The 15,521-nt window shown below is 74.8% G+C and carries 10 protein-coding genes; 4 read left to right on the forward strand and 6 right to left on the reverse strand.

Annotation, left to right across the window (positions count from 1 at the left end):
• Positions 1-2 precede the first annotated feature (2 nt).
• Positions 3-1,481 (forward strand): glucosamine inositolphosphorylceramide transferase family protein, encoded by a 1,479-nt coding sequence (locus GD632_RS01120; protein ID WP_193311280.1) that lies wholly within the window; start codon positions 3-5, stop codon positions 1,479-1,481.
• Here the strand turns inward: GD632_RS01120 and GD632_RS01125 are convergent.
• The 5 genes from GD632_RS01125 to GD632_RS01145 are packed head-to-tail and all read right to left on the reverse strand — an operon-like array spanning position 1,440 to position 7,626.
• A complete protein-coding gene (locus GD632_RS01125) occupies positions 1,440-2,654 on the reverse strand; it encodes a glycosyltransferase family 4 protein (protein ID WP_152187765.1) in 1,215 nt (404 codons plus the stop codon). The genes GD632_RS01120 and GD632_RS01125 overlap by 42 nt on opposite strands.
• On the reverse strand, positions 2,644-3,831 hold the full coding sequence (locus GD632_RS01130) for a DUF1972 domain-containing protein (protein ID WP_152187767.1): 1,188 nt from the start codon (positions 3,829-3,831) through the stop codon (positions 2,644-2,646). The genes GD632_RS01125 and GD632_RS01130 overlap by 11 nt, the downstream gene beginning before the upstream one ends.
• A 41-nt stretch (positions 3,832-3,872) precedes the next feature.
• On the reverse strand, positions 3,873-5,696 hold the full coding sequence (locus GD632_RS01135) for a right-handed parallel beta-helix repeat-containing protein (RefSeq protein WP_152187769.1): 1,824 nt from the start codon (positions 5,694-5,696) through the stop codon (positions 3,873-3,875).
• A gap of 3 nt (positions 5,697-5,699) precedes the next feature.
• Entirely contained in the window at positions 5,700-6,917 is a 1,218-nt protein-coding gene (locus tag GD632_RS01140) for a GNAT family N-acetyltransferase (RefSeq protein WP_152187771.1), read from the reverse strand.
• Positions 6,895-7,626, reverse strand: a complete 732-nt coding sequence (locus tag GD632_RS01145; protein ID WP_152187773.1) for a CDP-alcohol phosphatidyltransferase family protein — start codon at positions 7,624-7,626, stop codon at positions 6,895-6,897. The genes GD632_RS01140 and GD632_RS01145 overlap by 23 nt, the downstream gene beginning before the upstream one ends.
• Positions 7,627-7,807: 181 nt before the next feature.
• On the opposite strand from GD632_RS01145, the gene GD632_RS01150 reads away from it, so the two are divergent.
• On the forward strand, positions 7,808-10,504 hold the full coding sequence (locus tag GD632_RS01150; protein WP_193311281.1) for a helix-turn-helix transcriptional regulator: 2,697 nt from the start codon (positions 7,808-7,810) through the stop codon (positions 10,502-10,504).
• Here the strand turns inward: GD632_RS01150 and GD632_RS01155 are convergent.
• Positions 10,501-10,944, reverse strand: coding sequence for an adenylyltransferase/cytidyltransferase family protein (locus GD632_RS01155; RefSeq protein ID WP_226924390.1), 444 nt, complete (start codon positions 10,942-10,944; stop codon positions 10,501-10,503). The two genes, GD632_RS01150 and GD632_RS01155, sit on opposite strands and share 4 nt — an antisense overlap.
• 190 nt (positions 10,945-11,134) lie before the next feature.
• On the opposite strand from GD632_RS01155, the gene GD632_RS01160 reads away from it, so the two are divergent.
• The gene (locus tag GD632_RS01160; protein ID WP_152187780.1) at positions 11,135-11,854 is read left to right on the forward strand and encodes a hypothetical protein; all 720 of its coding nucleotides are present in this window, start codon (positions 11,135-11,137) and stop codon (positions 11,852-11,854) included.
• 66 nt (positions 11,855-11,920) lie between these two features.
• A complete protein-coding gene (locus GD632_RS01165; protein ID WP_152187782.1) occupies positions 11,921-15,511 on the forward strand; it encodes a PKD domain-containing protein in 3,591 nt (1,196 codons plus the stop codon).
• Positions 15,512-15,521: the final 10 nt, after the last annotated feature.

The raw sequence follows: 15,521 nt of genomic DNA on the forward strand, positions 1-15,521 counted from the left end.
CCGTGCGCCTGGCGGTCCGGCTCGACCCGAGCGCGCTGCGCCGGTGGCACCTCGAGCTCGTCACGGCGCTGGCGGGCCGGACGGACCTGGACGTCGCCGTGCGGTGGAGCACGCCGCCTCGCCCGGTCGCGCGGGAGGTGGAGGGACTGTTCACGCTCGAGCGGCTCCTCCACCGGCTCCCCCCGGGCCGGTCCGCGCGGCTGGCCGGCGAGCGCCTCGCCGCATACCTGGCCCCGGACGGCACGGCCGACGTCGTGCTCGACCTCGTGGGCGACGACGGCGCGGCGTCACCCACGTGGCACCTGACCTTCGACGGCCACGCCGGTGAGGACGCCCTGCTCGGGGCACTCCTCGCCGGCCGGCCCCCGGCCGTCCGCGTCGTCGACCTCGCCGCCGGCCGCACGCTCGCGGCGGGCCGGCCGGGCAGCGAGAGCCCCGGGGTGACGGTCGCCGCCTTCGAGGACGTGCTCGCCGGGTGCACCCGGCTGATCCACGCCGCCCTCGACGGCGGCGCGCCGGGCGCCGTGGCGGACGGGCCGCCGTCACCACTCCGGCGGGAGGCGGTGCTCCGGCACGCGGGCCGGTCGGCCGTGCGCGCCGCCGTCCACCGGCTCTACCGGCTGCTGTACCGCGCCCCGCACTGGCGGGTGGGGTGGCGGTGGGTCGACGGCCCCGACGTCGTCGACCTCGGGCGGCTGCCCGGCGGGTGGGCCGAGCTCCCGGACGACGGCCGGCACTTCTACGCGGACCCGTTCCCGGCCGTCGTCGACGGCGCGACGTACCTCTTCGTCGAGGACTTCGACCACCGCCTCGGACGGGGGGTGATCTCCGTCGTCCCGGTCGGGAGCACCGGGCCGGTCGGGACGCCCTGGCCGGTGCTCGAGCACGGGGTCCACCTGTCCTACCCGTTCGTGCTCGAGGACGCCGGGCAGCAGTGGATGATCCCCGAGACGTCGGGTGCGGGCACCGTCGAGCTGTACCGCGCCGCCTCCTTCCCGTCGGTGTGGACGCTGGAGGAGGTGCTGCTCGACGGCCTGGAGGTGAGCGATGCGACGCCGTTCCGGCACGGCGGCCGGTGGTGGCTCAGCGCCACGGTCCGGGAGGGCGGGTCCTTCTCCGACGCCCTCTACCTGTGGTCGGCGGACCGTTTGCAGGGACCGTGGGTGCCCCACGTCCGCAACCCGGTCCTCGTCGACATCGCCGCGGCGCGCCCCGCCGGTCGGGTGGTCCACCGGGGCGGGCGCCTCGTCCGTCCCGTCCAGGACGGCAGCGGTGGCTACGGCGCGGCGCTCGCCCTGGCGGAGGTCACCCGGCTGGACGACACCGGCTTCGCGCAGCGGGTCGTCTCCCGCATCACCCCGGGCCCGCAGTGGCCGGGCACCCGCCTGCACACCCTCAACCGTGCGGGCCGGCTGGAGGTCGTCGACGGGTCCGCGTACTCACCCCGGTTCCGCTACCTCGCCTGGCCGGGACGCCGCTGACACCGCGTCCGTCCGCGGGGCCGCGGCCGCGACCTGCCCCGCGAGCGCGGCGATGCGTGCGCGGTACTCGTCCACCCCGAACCGCGTGCTCGCGCGGTGGCGCCCGGCGGCGGCGAGGCGGGCTGCGAGGGCCGGGTCCTCGGCCAGCGCCGCGACGGCGGCGGCGAGCGCGGGCGCGGAGCCCGGCCTGACGAGCACGCCCGTGCGGCCGTGCTCGACGACCTCGGCGAGGCCCTGGACGCCGGAGGCCACCACCGGCCGGCCGGCGAGCATGCCCTCGACGGCGACGTTGCCGAAGGACTCCCCGAACGAGGGGACGACGACCACGTCGGCCCGTTCGAGCAGCGGCCGGGTCGGGTCGACGTAGCCGTGGAAGGTGACGGCGTCCGCCACGCCGCGGTCGCCCACCTGGTCGGCCAGCGCGCGCTCGTACCACTCGTAGCCGGGGAAGGTGCTGCCACAGACGTCGAGGGTCGCCAGGTGCCCGCGCGCCCGCAGGAGGGCGACCGCCTCGACGGCCACGTGGATCCCCTTGCGGGGCGAGAGCCGGCTGACGAGCGCCAGCCGGAGCTCCTCGCCGGGCGAGCGCGTCCGCAGCGGCGCGGGCGGTCCGACGTCCGGCACCCCGTTGGGCACGACGACCGCGCGCCCGACCAGGCGCGGCACCGCCTGCGTGAGGACCTCGCGGGTGGACTCGCTGTTGGCGATGACGAGCCGGGCGAGGAGCAGCGGCACCGTGAGCGCGAGCTGGAGCGGGCGCGACACCCGCTCGGCCTCGTGGCTGTGGCAGATGACGGGCAGCCCCGCGGTGCGCGCGGCGAGCACCCACGCGGGGATCGTCAGCGTGTTGACGTAGACGGCGCACGCACCGGACCGGCGGAGCAGCGACCGGAGGCGCCCCACGGCGGCCGGCGCCCCGAGCACGAGCCCGAGCAGTGCCCGCGGGCGCAGCAGCGCCCTGCGCAGGACGGGGAACTCGCGGATGCGCACCTCGGCGCCGCGCGCCTCGAGCAGGGGCCGGAGCGGACCGTCCGCGGGCAGCACGACCGTGACGAGCCAGCCGTGCTCCACCAGTCCCTGGACGCTCTCGGCGAGCTGCCGGTCCGAGCCGTACACGTCGGGGGAGGGGTGGGCGACGACGATGCGCCGCCGCGCACCCGTGTCACCAGGCACGGTCGTGGGCGGGGACGGGAGCGAGGCGGGAGCCGTCCGTCCGGCGCCCGGAGGGACGGGTCGGTGGGGGCTCGCTGACGAGCCGCAGGCACAGCTGCTCGTAGGAGTCGGCGACGTCGTCCCACCGGTAGTCCCGTGCGCGCTCGCGGAGCAGCGCGCCGCGGGCGCGCTGGCCCGGAGGGTCGAGCTCGGCAACCTCCAGCGCGGCGCGGACGTCCGCCGGGCTGCTGAAGTAGGTGCCGGCGTCACCGAGCACGTCGCGGTTGAAGGGGACGTCGAAGGCGAGCGTCGGCGCGCCCGCGCCGATCGCCCGCAGCAGGGACGGGTTGGTCCCCCCGACGGAGTGCCCGTGGACGTAGGTGAAGGACCCGGCGTAGAGCTGGTCGAGCAGCTCGGAGTCCCACACGCCGCCGAGGAAACGGACCCGCTCGTCCCCCAGGCTGCGGAGGTGGGCGGTGTACCGGTCGGAGTAGGGCGCCGAGCCGACGACGACGAGCGGGAGCCGGGCCGATCCGGCGCCGTAGCCCTCGAGGACCACGTGGACGTTGTTCTCCGGCTCGAAGCGCGCGACCACGAGGTGGTAGCCGCGTGCGCGCAGGCCGAGCTCACCCAGCCGGTCCTCGCCCGGGTCGATGATCGGGGCGCCGTAGGCGATGAGGCACGTCGGGGCACCGAACTCGCTCTCGTAGTACGCCGCGATACCGGGGGCGTCGGCGATGACGGCGTCCGACCAGCGGACCGCGAGCGCCTCGGCGGCGCGGTAGTACCGCCGGCCGGTAGGCCCCCACTTGCTCCGCAGCCACTCGAGGCCGTCCACGTGGGTCGCCACCGGGATCCCGCTCGAGCGGATCACCGGGAGCGTCGGGGCGTTGGCGGCGTTGAAGACGAGTGCGACGTCGGTGCGGTGGGACGCCAGGTGGGCGACCGACGCCGCGCTGTGGCTCAGCGTCTCCAGCGCGCGCCGCGGGACCGCCGGCAGGTGGACGAGCTCCATGCCGAGGTGGCTCCTCGGCGGTTCACGCTCGTCGTCGGCCCGGCGGCAGTACACGACCACGCGGTGCCCGCGGTCCGCGAGCCGGCTGCCCACCTCCTCGACGCACGTCTCGAAGCCGCCGTAGCGGGCGGGCACGCCGCGGGTCCCGACCATGGCGATGCTGAGTCTCGGGTGTCTGCTCATCGGAACGTCCTCTCTCCGCGCGGCTCCCTTGCCGCGCCTGGTCAGGGTGGGGGTGCGGTGGTCCACGCCCCCAGGTGCTGCTCGCCGGGGTCCCGGCCGACGAGCTCGGCGATGCCGCGCGGCAGCGGCTGGGCCACCGACGCGACGAGGTCCTCGAGGACCGGGAGCGGGCGGAGGTCCGCGGTGAGCCCGGGCGTGCCGGTGAGCTCGGCGCCGGCGCCCTCCTGGTACACGGTCCGGCGGAAGTCCTCCACGGTCCGGAACACGTAGGGGTCGCGGTCGCGGCGGGACCACACGACGACCCACCTGGGCGAGGCGGCGTCGGGCCGCTGGTAGACGTTGCCCAGCGCGGTGACGTCCATCTCCGCCGCGGTCCACCGCCCGCTGTAGTCCTCGACGCAGAGCAGGCAGATCCGCCGCTCGGTCCCGAGCAGCGGGACCGAGCCCGTCCGGGCGAGCACGTTGTTCCGGATCGCGATGTCCTGCGTCTGCCAGCTGAGCGGGAGGTCGGGGTCCCGGTAGCTCCCGCGCGGGTCGAGGTCGCGGTCGTCCTGGATGACGTTGATGGACCGGAGGTTGTCGACGAAGGTGTTGTTCCAGACCTCGACCTCCTCGGCGTCGTTGAGCTTGAGGCCGTTGCGGCCGTTGCGGGCCAGGACGTTGTCGGCGATGACGACGTGCCCGGTGAGCTCGATCGACACCCCGTGACCGGCGTTGTCGACCATGTGCGAGCCGACGAGCGCGAGGTCGTGGACGGACTCGTCGAACCACACGCCGTTCGCGTGGTTCCCGGAGAAGGTGCTGTCGCGGACGGTGACGCCCGACGAGCGGCCGATCTTCACCCCGCCCGCCGCCGGTGACCGGTTGAACCGCTCGGTGTTGTTCTCGCTGGCGGTGACCCGGACGAGCTCGAGGCCGTCGGCGTCCGTGGCGGACATCCCGAGCATGCCGTTGCGGACGATCTCCATGTCCTCCAGCCGCACCCCGGTGCTCAGCACGTGGACGCCCGTGGTGGCGTTGTCGGCGACCGTGACGCCGTCGAGGAGGACGTGGTGCGCCTCGACGGTGACCGCACCCATGTGGGGCACCGAGGGGGCGTACCTCCGGATGCCGATGTCCCGGACCACCACCTGGGCGCTGCGCAGCCGCAGGGCGCGGGTCAGCGTGCTGGCCGTCACGGTCCGGCCGGTCGGGTCGCTCCCCAGGACGAGCTCGTCCCGGTCGTGGTCCACGTAGAAGGTCCCCTCCCCGACCTCGCTGCGCGCGCCGACCTGCGCCTGGGCCTCGTCGTCGAGCCACACCTGGTCCGGGTGTGCCGCCATGGGGTAGGCGGGATCGAGGAAGCTCCAGCCCGGCTGGTCGTGGTCGGGCGCGCCCCAGCTGTAGGTGGGGCTCGCGTCGAGCTCGGTGGTCCAGTCGGGGGAGACCCAGTGCTCCCCGTCGGGTCCCCAGTCCTCCACGACGACGGAGCCGTCCAGCCAGACCTCCGCCCCGGGGGCGGCGACGAGGTGGAGGCCGGGCCGGCTCTCGATCTTCAGCTCCTCGTGATAGCTCCCGGCGTGCACCACGATCGTGTCGGCCGGCCCCGAGGACCGCACGGCCGCCCTGATCGTGCGCAGGGGCCGAGCCGCTGAGCCGTCGGCGTCGTCGTCCCCCTCGACCGCGACGTGGATCGTCTGCGGTTCGTGGACGGGCAGGAGCTTGTGCAGCGCCTCGTCCTCACCTGCCGCCGGCCGGCCGAGCACCTGGACCAGGGCCGCGACCGCGACGACGACGGCGGTGAGCAGGACCGCGGCGACGACCGGCCTGCGCCCGTCCGAGCGCCGCGCCTGCTGCTCGTGCTGCTCCCACGCCACGTCCACCATGGGTCATCGCCGCCCCTTCGCCGCGGGGGTGCCCGCGGTGACCGACGTGCGCCCTCCGGCCCGCCCGAGCTCGACGCGCCGCGCGACCGCCTTCGCGAGCCGGCGGGCGCGGAGGTTGCCATCCCGCAGCAGGGCGGCTGCCGCCCCCAGTGGCGTGCGGGACACGCGCACCTCGTAGAGCGGGCGGGACCGGGCACCGAAGTCCGCCTTGTAGGGCTCGTCACCGACGGTGAGGTCGAGCTGACGCTGGCCGCGGCCGATCGCGGCCCGGGCGAGCTCGGCCACGATGACCAGACCGAGCGAGACGTTCCGGAACCGCTCGAGGTCGTAACCGACGAGGACGTACAGCTCGGTCGTGACGTTCGCCAGGCCGAGCACGACGACGACCGGCTCACCGGCGACGTCGAGGGTGACGAGGCGCCCCGGCCCGTTCCCCAGGCTCCGACGTGCCACCGCGCAGTAGAACGCGAAGCAGTCGGGGTCCTGGACGAGGTCCACCCCGCCTCGTTCGCCGAAGCGGACGGCCCGGAACTGCCGCATCCGGCTCATCACGGGTTCGACGTCGGCGGGATCGTCGACGACCCGCAGCCGGTGCTCGCCCCGCGGGCGCAGCCGCTTGTAGCGGCGCGAGAGCTGCCGGGCGAACCCCGGCTCGAGGGCCGCCTGCCACTCCTCGACCGTGCCGGGGAGGTCGATGACATGGGTGCGGTAGTGGTGACGGACGGCACGGGCACCGGCAAGCATCGACAGGAAGACGTCCGGGCTGTCCGGCACGTGCGCCACGCGCAGGAGGTCGAAGCCGCCGAGCGCCGCCCGCACCTGCCGGGCGACCGCCCGGTCACCGAGGAGGGCCGCGGCCTCCCGGGGGTCCACGACGGGTTCCGCGTAGTCGCTCACCCCGAGGTTGGCGTGCTCGAGCACCCGCACGGGCCCGTTCCGGACCCGGACGAGCGGGAGCACGAGCACGAGGTGACCGTCCGCGTCACGGACCGTGACGACCACCTTCCGGGCGTGTCGGCGTGGTGCCAGGACGCCGTAGAGCTCGCTGAGCCACACCCCGTGCTGGAAGGGCGGGGACCCCGCCCGGGCGTGGAGGTCGCCGTACTCCACCGACCCGAAGTCGAAGTCGTCCTCACGGCCGACCGCCCAGGTGGAGCGGGCGGAGGAGACGGGCGCCGCGGCGGGGCGGGGCGCGGCGCTAGGCAGCGAGGCGGGAGACATCGTGGAACCACTTGGGCAGGGCGAGGACGACATAGCCGGCGACGCCGAGGAACATGGCGCCGTACAGGAGCAGGAAGAGCTCCGGCCAGGCGAGGGTGACGAAGACGAGGCAGAGGAGCCCGTAGTCGGTGGGCAGCGACAGGACGGACCGGAGGAACGACGGCCGGGACCGCTCGGACACGGCGAGCACCGGTCCGCTCGGCTTGCGCAGGTTGTCGGTGTGGATGAAGCCGAAGAAGTGAAGCGTGTCGACGGGGGCGAAGAGCAGCGGGACGAGCAGCCACGGCTCGGGGAGGTCGGCGAAGCGGTACAACGACACGAGCACCGCGAGGTGGACCGTCGCCACCTTGAGGCAGTCGCAGACATGGTCGAGCCACTCGCCCGCCACCGTGCCGCCACCGCGCAGGCGCGCGAGCTGGCCGTCGGCGGAGTCGAGGGCGTACCCGACGACGAGCAGCAGGGCGACACCCACCGACATCGTGGGCGAGGGTGGTACGAGCGCGACGACCGCGATCCCGGTGAAGGTGAAGCCGGCGCTGACGGCGGTGACCTGGTTCGGTGTCAGTCCGGCCTGGTGGGCCAGCGCCGCGAGGAGGCGCCCGAGCGGCCGGTTGACGAGGCGCGAGTAGAGCGGCGCGCCCCGGTTGGACTTCTGCGCCGTCCGCAGCGCACGGACCGACTGGGTGAACGACACTGTGGCCACGTCCATGGATGATCTCCGTGTGTGCGGGTGCCCCGGCAGCACCGCCTGGCCTCGCAGGCTATGGCGCGGCATTCCGGCCGTGGAGCGAAAGCACCAGCGGCGCGGATGCTGTGCGGGTGCCTTGCGGGCGCGATGCGGAGAGTGCGAAAACCGCTCACGGCACCGGGCACGTCAGTACGCTGGCCGGATGGCCGACGAGGTTCGCGCCGAGGAGTCACCGCTGATACTCGGCCGTGCGCGAGAGCTCGCCCGGATCGACGAGATGGTCGAGCGCCTGGTCGCGGGCCGGGGTGGCGTGGTCGCCCTCCTCGGGCCGCCGGGGATCGGGCTGACCACGCTGCTGACGGAGGCGCTCGCGCGGGTCGGTGAGACGGTCGGTGACGTCCGTTCGGTCCATGTGCCGAGCGGGCTCCTCGAGGGCGAGGTGCCTGCTGCCGTGGCCGCGTCGGTCCTCACCAGCGAGGCCTACCGCGACCTCGCGGACGTGGTCGTCGAGGCGGTGGAGCTCGGCGGGGCGGTGTCGCCCGACGACCCGCGGCTCGTCCGGGCGGCGGTCGCCGGGATGCGGAGGCTGAGCCGTGACCGACCCCTGTGCGTCACGGTCGACAACCTGCCGGTGGTGGACGAGTCGGTGCTCCCCGCCCTCGCCTCGCTCGCGGCCGGACTCGCCGACGTGCCCGCGCTCGCGCTCGTCACCAGCCACGAGCTGCCTCCGAGCTCCTTCGAGGAGAGCCCGGTGGGCCCGCTGTGGGTGCACCGCGTGCCCGCCCTCCTCATGCCCGACGCGGTGGCCCTGGTCCGCGCGACCGCCGACCGGTGGGTTCCCCACCCCGTGGCGGCCGCGGTCGCGTTGCGCTGCGGCATGAACCCCGGCGACCTCGTCGCCGTCTGCGAGTCGCTCGACCCCGACCAGCTCGCCGGCCACGAACCCCTCCCCGAGGTCCTGCCCGGCACCCCCGTCTCCGCGGCCACCTACCGGAGCTGGTGGGCGGGGCTCGGCGCGCCGCAGCGGTTGCTCGTCCTCGGGACGGCCGCCGCCGTGCGGCCGGAGCGGAGCACCCTCGAGGAGTGTGCCGGTGCCGTGCTCCGCGACGTCGTGGGCCCGGGCGGGGAGCCGGTCCTCAGCGAGGAGCGCGGGCTCGTGCGCTCGGGCGACCCGCGCCTGCTCTCCGCGGTCCGCGCGCTCACCCCGTCCCACGAGCTCCGGGCCGCCCTCGGTGCCCTCTCCGCCTGCCACCCCGAGGACGCGCTCGACCGGCACTGGCTCGCCCTCCGCGGGGGCGAGCCACCGACCCCGGAGACGGTCGCGGCGCTGCTGGGCGGCGCGCGCGACCACCTCGACCGCGGCGAGGCGGAGGCGGTGGAGACTCTTGTCGACGACGTCGTCCAGCACTCCGGAGCGCCGGCACCCCCGCCCGAGCTTCTCGTTCTCGGGGGTGTCGCGGCGACGTACTGCGGCCACCCGGCGCGGGCGGTGACGCTGCTGACGGCCGCGCTCGCCGAGGCCCCCGACGATCTCGGCCGTCTCGTCCCGCCGCTCCTCGTCGCGACGACCCACCGGGAGAACGGTGTGCCACACCGTCTCGTCACCGCGTGCCTGCGGCGCCTGGAGCAGGCCGAGCCCGAGGCTGCCGCGCCGATCGCGGCGCTCGCCGCCCGCCTCTGTGCGGAGTACGGACAGTCCGAGGAGGCGCGGCAGTACCTGCGCGAGGCGGAGCGGCTCCACCAGGCCGGCTCGGCCGGCGAGGACCGGGACCCCGGGCTCGCACTCGCCCGTGCGATGGTCGACCGGTCCGCGCCGCGGTCCGCCGACCCGCTCACGGCGTTCGGGGCGCCCCGCCCCGGCAGCGACGTCGTCGGCTGGCTGTGCGAGGTCGGGGAGCTCGAGCAGCTCGTCGAGCGGGGGACGTGGGTGCAGGCGCGGGGCGCGGTCGCCGACCTCCAGGCCCTCGTCCGGCGGTTCCCGGTCCCTGTGCTCCGCGCGCAGCTCGCGCTCGCCACGATCCGGCTCCACCTGGCGGCCGGTGAGTACCGTCGCGCGGACGAGGCGGCGGCCCTCGCCGTCGCCCAGATGCTTCCCCTCCACGTACCCCGGGGCGGGGCCGGGATCGCGCTGCTCGCCCAGGTGGCGCTCGTGCGCGGACGCACCGCGGAGGCCGAGGCGTGGCTCGCCGACCTGGGCGAGCTCGCCCAGGTCGGCTCCGGCGCCCCGGCCGTGACGGCGGCACTCCACGAGACCCTGGGTTTCCGGGCACGTCTCGCCGGTGACGCCGCGACGGCCGCGGAGCACTACCTGCGGGCGCTGCGCGAGGGCCTGGTCCAGTCCTCGACCGTCCTCGACCTCGTGCACCTGCGCTGGCGGACGGGCGTGGGCGAGGACGAGCAGGCGGCGTTCCTCGACGCCCACGACGGGGGCAGCGACACCGCGATCGGCGCGGCGCTCGCGCTGGTGCGCGCCCCCGCGGAGCACGTCGCCGCGACCCTGGACCGCGTGTCCCAGGGCGCCCACGTACCGCCCGCGCACGAGGCGCAGCTGCTCGAGCTCGCGGCGGACCTCCTCCCCGAGGAGGGGCAGCGCGTGGCCCTGCTCCGCCGGGCCCGGGACCTGTACGGCCGGACGGGCGCCGTCGGACGGGCGGACGCCGCGGAACGCGAGATCGCGCGGCTCGAGCGCTCGGCCACCCGTGGTGACCTCGGCAGCCTCACCGCGGACGAGCGCACGATCGCCCGGCTGGTCCACGGCGGTGCGACGAACAAGGAGGTCGCGGCCGCCCTCTACCTCTCGGTGCGGACCGTGGAGCTGCGGCTCACGAGCATCTACCGCAAGCTCGGGATCGGGACGCGGCGGGAGCTGCGGCAGATGCCCGGGCTCGCGGAGTCCTAGGGGGCGGACGGGAGCGCGCTCGCGAGGAACGCGCGCAGCATGGTCGAGGACGTCGACGGCGTGTAGGGCAGGTAGACCACGCGCGCCCCCACCTCGGCGAGCTGGGCCTCGAGGAGGTCACCCTTCGCCGTCCCCAACCAGTCGGTCCCCTTGAAGAGGACGTCGAACGGGTGCGTCCGCCAGGCCACCCGCTTGTCCGCCGACACGTCGGGAACGACGGCGTCGACGAAGCGGAAGTTCGAGAGGATCTCCATCCGCTCGGCATGGGGGACCACCGGGGCGCGGCCCTTCATCACTGTGAGCGCCTCGTCCGTCGCCACCCCCACGACGAGGAACGCGCAGCGCTCCCGCGCGGCGCGCAGGATGTTCAGGTGCCCGATGTGGAACATGTCGAACCCACCCGGGACGTACCCCACCTCGCCGACCGCGTACCCGTCCACGTCCGTGCTCCCTGTCTCGACCCCGAGCCCTGGCGGCTCTGGGGCCCACCTTGCCGGAGCGGAGCAGCCCGTGGGGCCGCCGCGGACGCGCATGCGGTCGCGGTGCGGGAATTGCGGGACCGGGCCCCCCGCCACCGCCTCCATACTCCTCGTACCCGGGGGGACAGACCGGAGAGTGAGTGAGATCGACGTGGATCCGGATACCTCGACGCGGCAGGGTCGCCGCCGGCCCGTTCTCGCCCTCGCCGTGCTCAGCCTCCTCGCCGTCGCGGTCTGGGCACTGCTCGCCTCCGCACCCGGGGACCGGGTGACGGTCGGCGCCCCGTCACCGACCCAGCATCCGGTCCCGGCGCCGACCGCGACGGCCGCGCCGGCTCGGGCGACCACCGCGCCGGCGGTGCCCCCGAGCGCGGCACCGACAGCCGCGCCACGCGAGGAGCCCACGGGCCCCCCGCCCGCCCCCGACACTCCCCGCCGGCTGGGCGAGGGCCGGACCGTGGACGTCGGGCCGGTCACCGTCCGGCCGCCCGTCGGCCTCGACGAGGCGGGCGACTTCGGCACCGGACTCACCGTCCGGCTCACCGCGATCGAGCCGGTGGACGGTGTCGCCCGGGCGCCGGGCGAGATCGCCGGGCCGGCCCTGGCCGTCACCGTGCAGGCGGTCAACGACTCGACCGCACCGGTCTCGCTGGCGGACGTCGTCGTCTTCCTCTCCTCCGGTCCGGACCGCACTCCGGCCTCCGACCTCGGACAGGGCAGCACGCCGTTGGGCGGCAGCCTGGACGCCGGGTCCTCCACCACCGGCACCTACGTCTTCACCGTCCCCGACGACGAGCGTGACGACCTCCGGGTCGAGATCAGCTACACCGGCGAGGCCCCCACCGTGGCCTTCACCGGCGCCGTCGACTGACCGATCGGCCACCGCCCCCGGACGCGTGCACAGCCGCACGTGCCGCGGGGTGACAGTCCTCAAGAGATGGGATCCACCACCGTGAACACGTCCCGCACCTCCGCCCAGAACGGCGCCCGCCTGCGCCGGTTCCTGGCGCTCGTCCTCGCCCTCGCCCTCGCCACGACCGTCACGCTCGTCGCGCTCGGCCCACCCTCGGCCCGGGCCGACAGCAGGCCGGCCGATCCGGCGAACCCGGCCACGCCCGTCACGGTGACCGCGGACGCGCTGCCGACGCCGCAGATCGACGGCGTCGTCTGGTCGGTGGCGATGGCTGGGAACACCGTCTACGCCGGGGGCAGCTTCACCACCGCCCGGCCGGCGGGCGCACCGGCGGGACAGAACACCGTCGCGCGCGCGAACATGGTGGCCTTCGACGTCACGACCGGGCAGCTGACCTCGTTCGCTCCGACGTTCAACCAGCAGGTCCGCACCGTCGCGGTCTCCCCGGACAACCGCCGCCTCTACGTCGGGGGCCAGTTCACGAGCGTCAACGGCCAGACGCGGCAGCGGATCGCCGCCTTCGACACCGCCACCGGGGCGCTCCTGCAGAGCTTCGCCCCGCCGCTGAACTACCACGTGCACGCCATCGTGGCGACCAACACCACCGTGTACGTCGGCGGCAACTTCACGAGCGTCGGGAGCACCCCCCGCGGTCGGCTCGCGGCGTTCAGCGCCGCGACCGGGGCCCTGCTCGACTGGGCGCCCCAGGTGAGCGGCGGCACCGTCGACGCGATCACCATCGACCCGCAGGGCACGAAGGTCGCCGTGGGCGGTGGGTTCACCGCGCTCAACGGGTCGAGCAACCCTGGCTACGGGCTGGGCATGGTCGACGCCGTCACCGGCGCGAACCTGCCCTTCGAGGCCAACGCGTACGTCCGCAACGGCACCACGGACGGAGCCATCGACACCCTCGCCACCGACGGTGAGTACATCTACGGCGGTGGGTGGACCTTCGGGAGGAGCGGCGGCACCTGGGAGGGGGTGTTCGCGGCGAGCTGGGACGACGGCAAGGTCCACTGGCTCAACGACTGCCACGGCGACACCTACGGCGTGTTCCCCGTCGGTGACGTGGTCTACGCCGCCAGCCACACGCACTACTGCGAGAACGTCGACGGCATGCGCCAGGGACCGGGCGGTGTCGGCGAGTACCCCTACCACCGTGCCGTCGCCTTCGGCCGGGACGTCACCGGCACCGTCTCGTGGGAACCCGACCAGCGCCGCTACTACAGCTTCGCCGGCCAGCCGGCCTCCACCCAGCTCGGCTGGTTCCCCAGCCTCAACACCGGCACGTACACCGGCCAGTACCAGGGGCCGTGGAGCGTGGTCGGCAACGCCGACTACGTCGTCATGGGTGGGGAGTTCACCCGGGTCAACGGCACGAACCAGCAGGGGCTCGTCCGGTTCGCGGTCGCCGACAAGGCCCCCAACAGCCAGGGGCCGAGCCTCTTCAACGCCTCCTACCCGCTCAACCTCACCTCGACCGCGGCGGGGCAGGTGCGGGTGAACTGGCGCACCAACCAGGACATCGACAACGAGAACCTCACCTACCGGGTCTACCGCGACTCCCAGAACGGGGCCGGGCTCCTCCACACGCGCACCGTCGAGTCGAGGTACTGGAACCCGTTCACGATGGGATTCACGGACACCGGTCTCACCCCGGGGGCGACGCACCGGTACCGGGTCGCCGTCACCGACCCCTTCGGCAACGTCGCCAACTCCCCGTGGACCACCGTCACGGTCGCGGCCAGCGGCGCGGACAGCGCCTACGTCCGGGCCGTCCGCGCCGACGAGCCGACGGACTACTGGCGCCTGGGCGAGGCGGCCGGTCCCACGCTCGCCGACGCCGTCGGCTTCCACCCCCTCACCGCGGCCGCCGGCATCCTGCCCGTCAGCACCGGCGCGATCGCGGGTGACAGCGACGGGGCGATGCGGTTCAACGGCACGAACACGGGCTGGGCGGCGACGACCACCCAGGGCAACCCCCCGGACGTGTTCACCGTCGAGACGTGGTTCCGGACCACGACGAAGACCGGCGGCCGGCTCGTCGGCTGGAGCAACCGCAGCACCCAGGGCAGCTCGAGCAAGCACGACCGCCAGCTGTACATGGACAGCTCCGGCCGGATCCACTTCGGCGTCAAGCCGAACGCCAGCCGCCTCGTCGTCACGAGCCCGACCGGGTTCAACGACGGCGGGTGGCACCACGCGGTCGCGACGCTGTCCAAGGACGGGATGGCCCTTTACCTCGACGGCAAGAAGGTCGGCGGGCGCAGCGACGTCACGGTCGGTGAGCACCTGGCCCTCGGCTACTGGCGGATCGGTGGGGACACGGTCAGCGGCTGGCCGTCGGCGCCGAGCACCCCGTACTTCTCCGGCGAGCTCGACGAGGTCGCCATCTACAAGAGGGCGTTGTCGGCGGCGGACGTCGCCGCCCACTACGCGGCCGGTACCGGCACGGAGGCGCCGAACGTCGCCCCGACAGCCGCGTTCACCGCGACCGCGACCGGCCTCGCCGTCGCCGTGGACGGTCGGGACTCGGCCGACCCGGACGGGACGATCACGTCCCACGCCTGGACCTTCGGCGACGGCGCGAGCGCCACGGGCGCCGAGGCGGACCACACCTACGCCGCGGCCGGCACCTACGACGTCACCCTCACGGTGACCGACGACGACGGCGCGTCGACGAGCCTGACGAAGCAGGTGACGGTGGCGCCCGTGCCGAACGCCGCCCCGACGGCGGCCTTCACGGTGACGACGGACGGGCTCGCCGTCGCCGTCGACGGGCGCGGCTCGAGCGACCCCGACGGCACCGTCGCGTCCCACGCCTGGACCTTCGGCGACGGCGCGAGCGCCACGGGCGCCGAGGTGGACCACACCTACGCCGCGGCGGGCACCTACGACGTCACCCTCACGGTGACCGACGACGAGGGCGCGACGGACTCGCTCACGCGGCAGGTGAGCGTGAGCACGGCGCCCGTGGCGTTCGCCCAGGACGCCTTCGCCCGCTCGCTCACGGGCGGCTGGGGCACCGCCGACGTCGGGGGCGGGTGGTCGCCGATCGGGAGCGCGGCGAACTTCTCGGTCGTCGACGGCACCGGCAGGATCCGGATGGGCAGCCCGGGAGCCGGGCCCGGCATGCGGCTGACCGGCGTCGCGTCCACCGACACCGACCTGCGGGTCCGGGTCGGCTCGGACAAGGCGGCGACCGGCGGAGGGACGTACCTCACCGCCCAACCGCGGGTGGTGCCGAACGGCGACCGCTACTTCACCGACGTGCGGCTGCTGTCGACCGGTGGGGTCCAGCTCATCGTGGGCCGTGCGGTGGGCGGCGCGGAGACCAACCTGCGCTCCGTGTCGGTCGCCGGGCTCACCGTGACGCCGGGTGAGCTCCTCCACCTGCGCACGCAGGCGGTCGGGACCTCCCCGACCACCCTGCGGGCCAGGGTGTGGGCGGCCGGCACGCCGGAGCCGGACGGCTGGACCGTGGCGGTCACCGACTCCACGGCGGGGCTGCAGGCGGCCGGCGGCGTGGGCCTGCGCACCTACCTCTCCGGCTCGTCGACGAACGCCCCGGTGCTCGCGCTCTTCGACGACCTGTGGGCCGGTCCCAGCGAGTGACCACCGGCGG

It is taken from the genome of Georgenia satyanarayanai, from assembly GCF_009193135.1.
GTDB lineage: Bacteria > Actinomycetota > Actinomycetes > Actinomycetales > Actinomycetaceae > Oceanitalea > Oceanitalea satyanarayanai.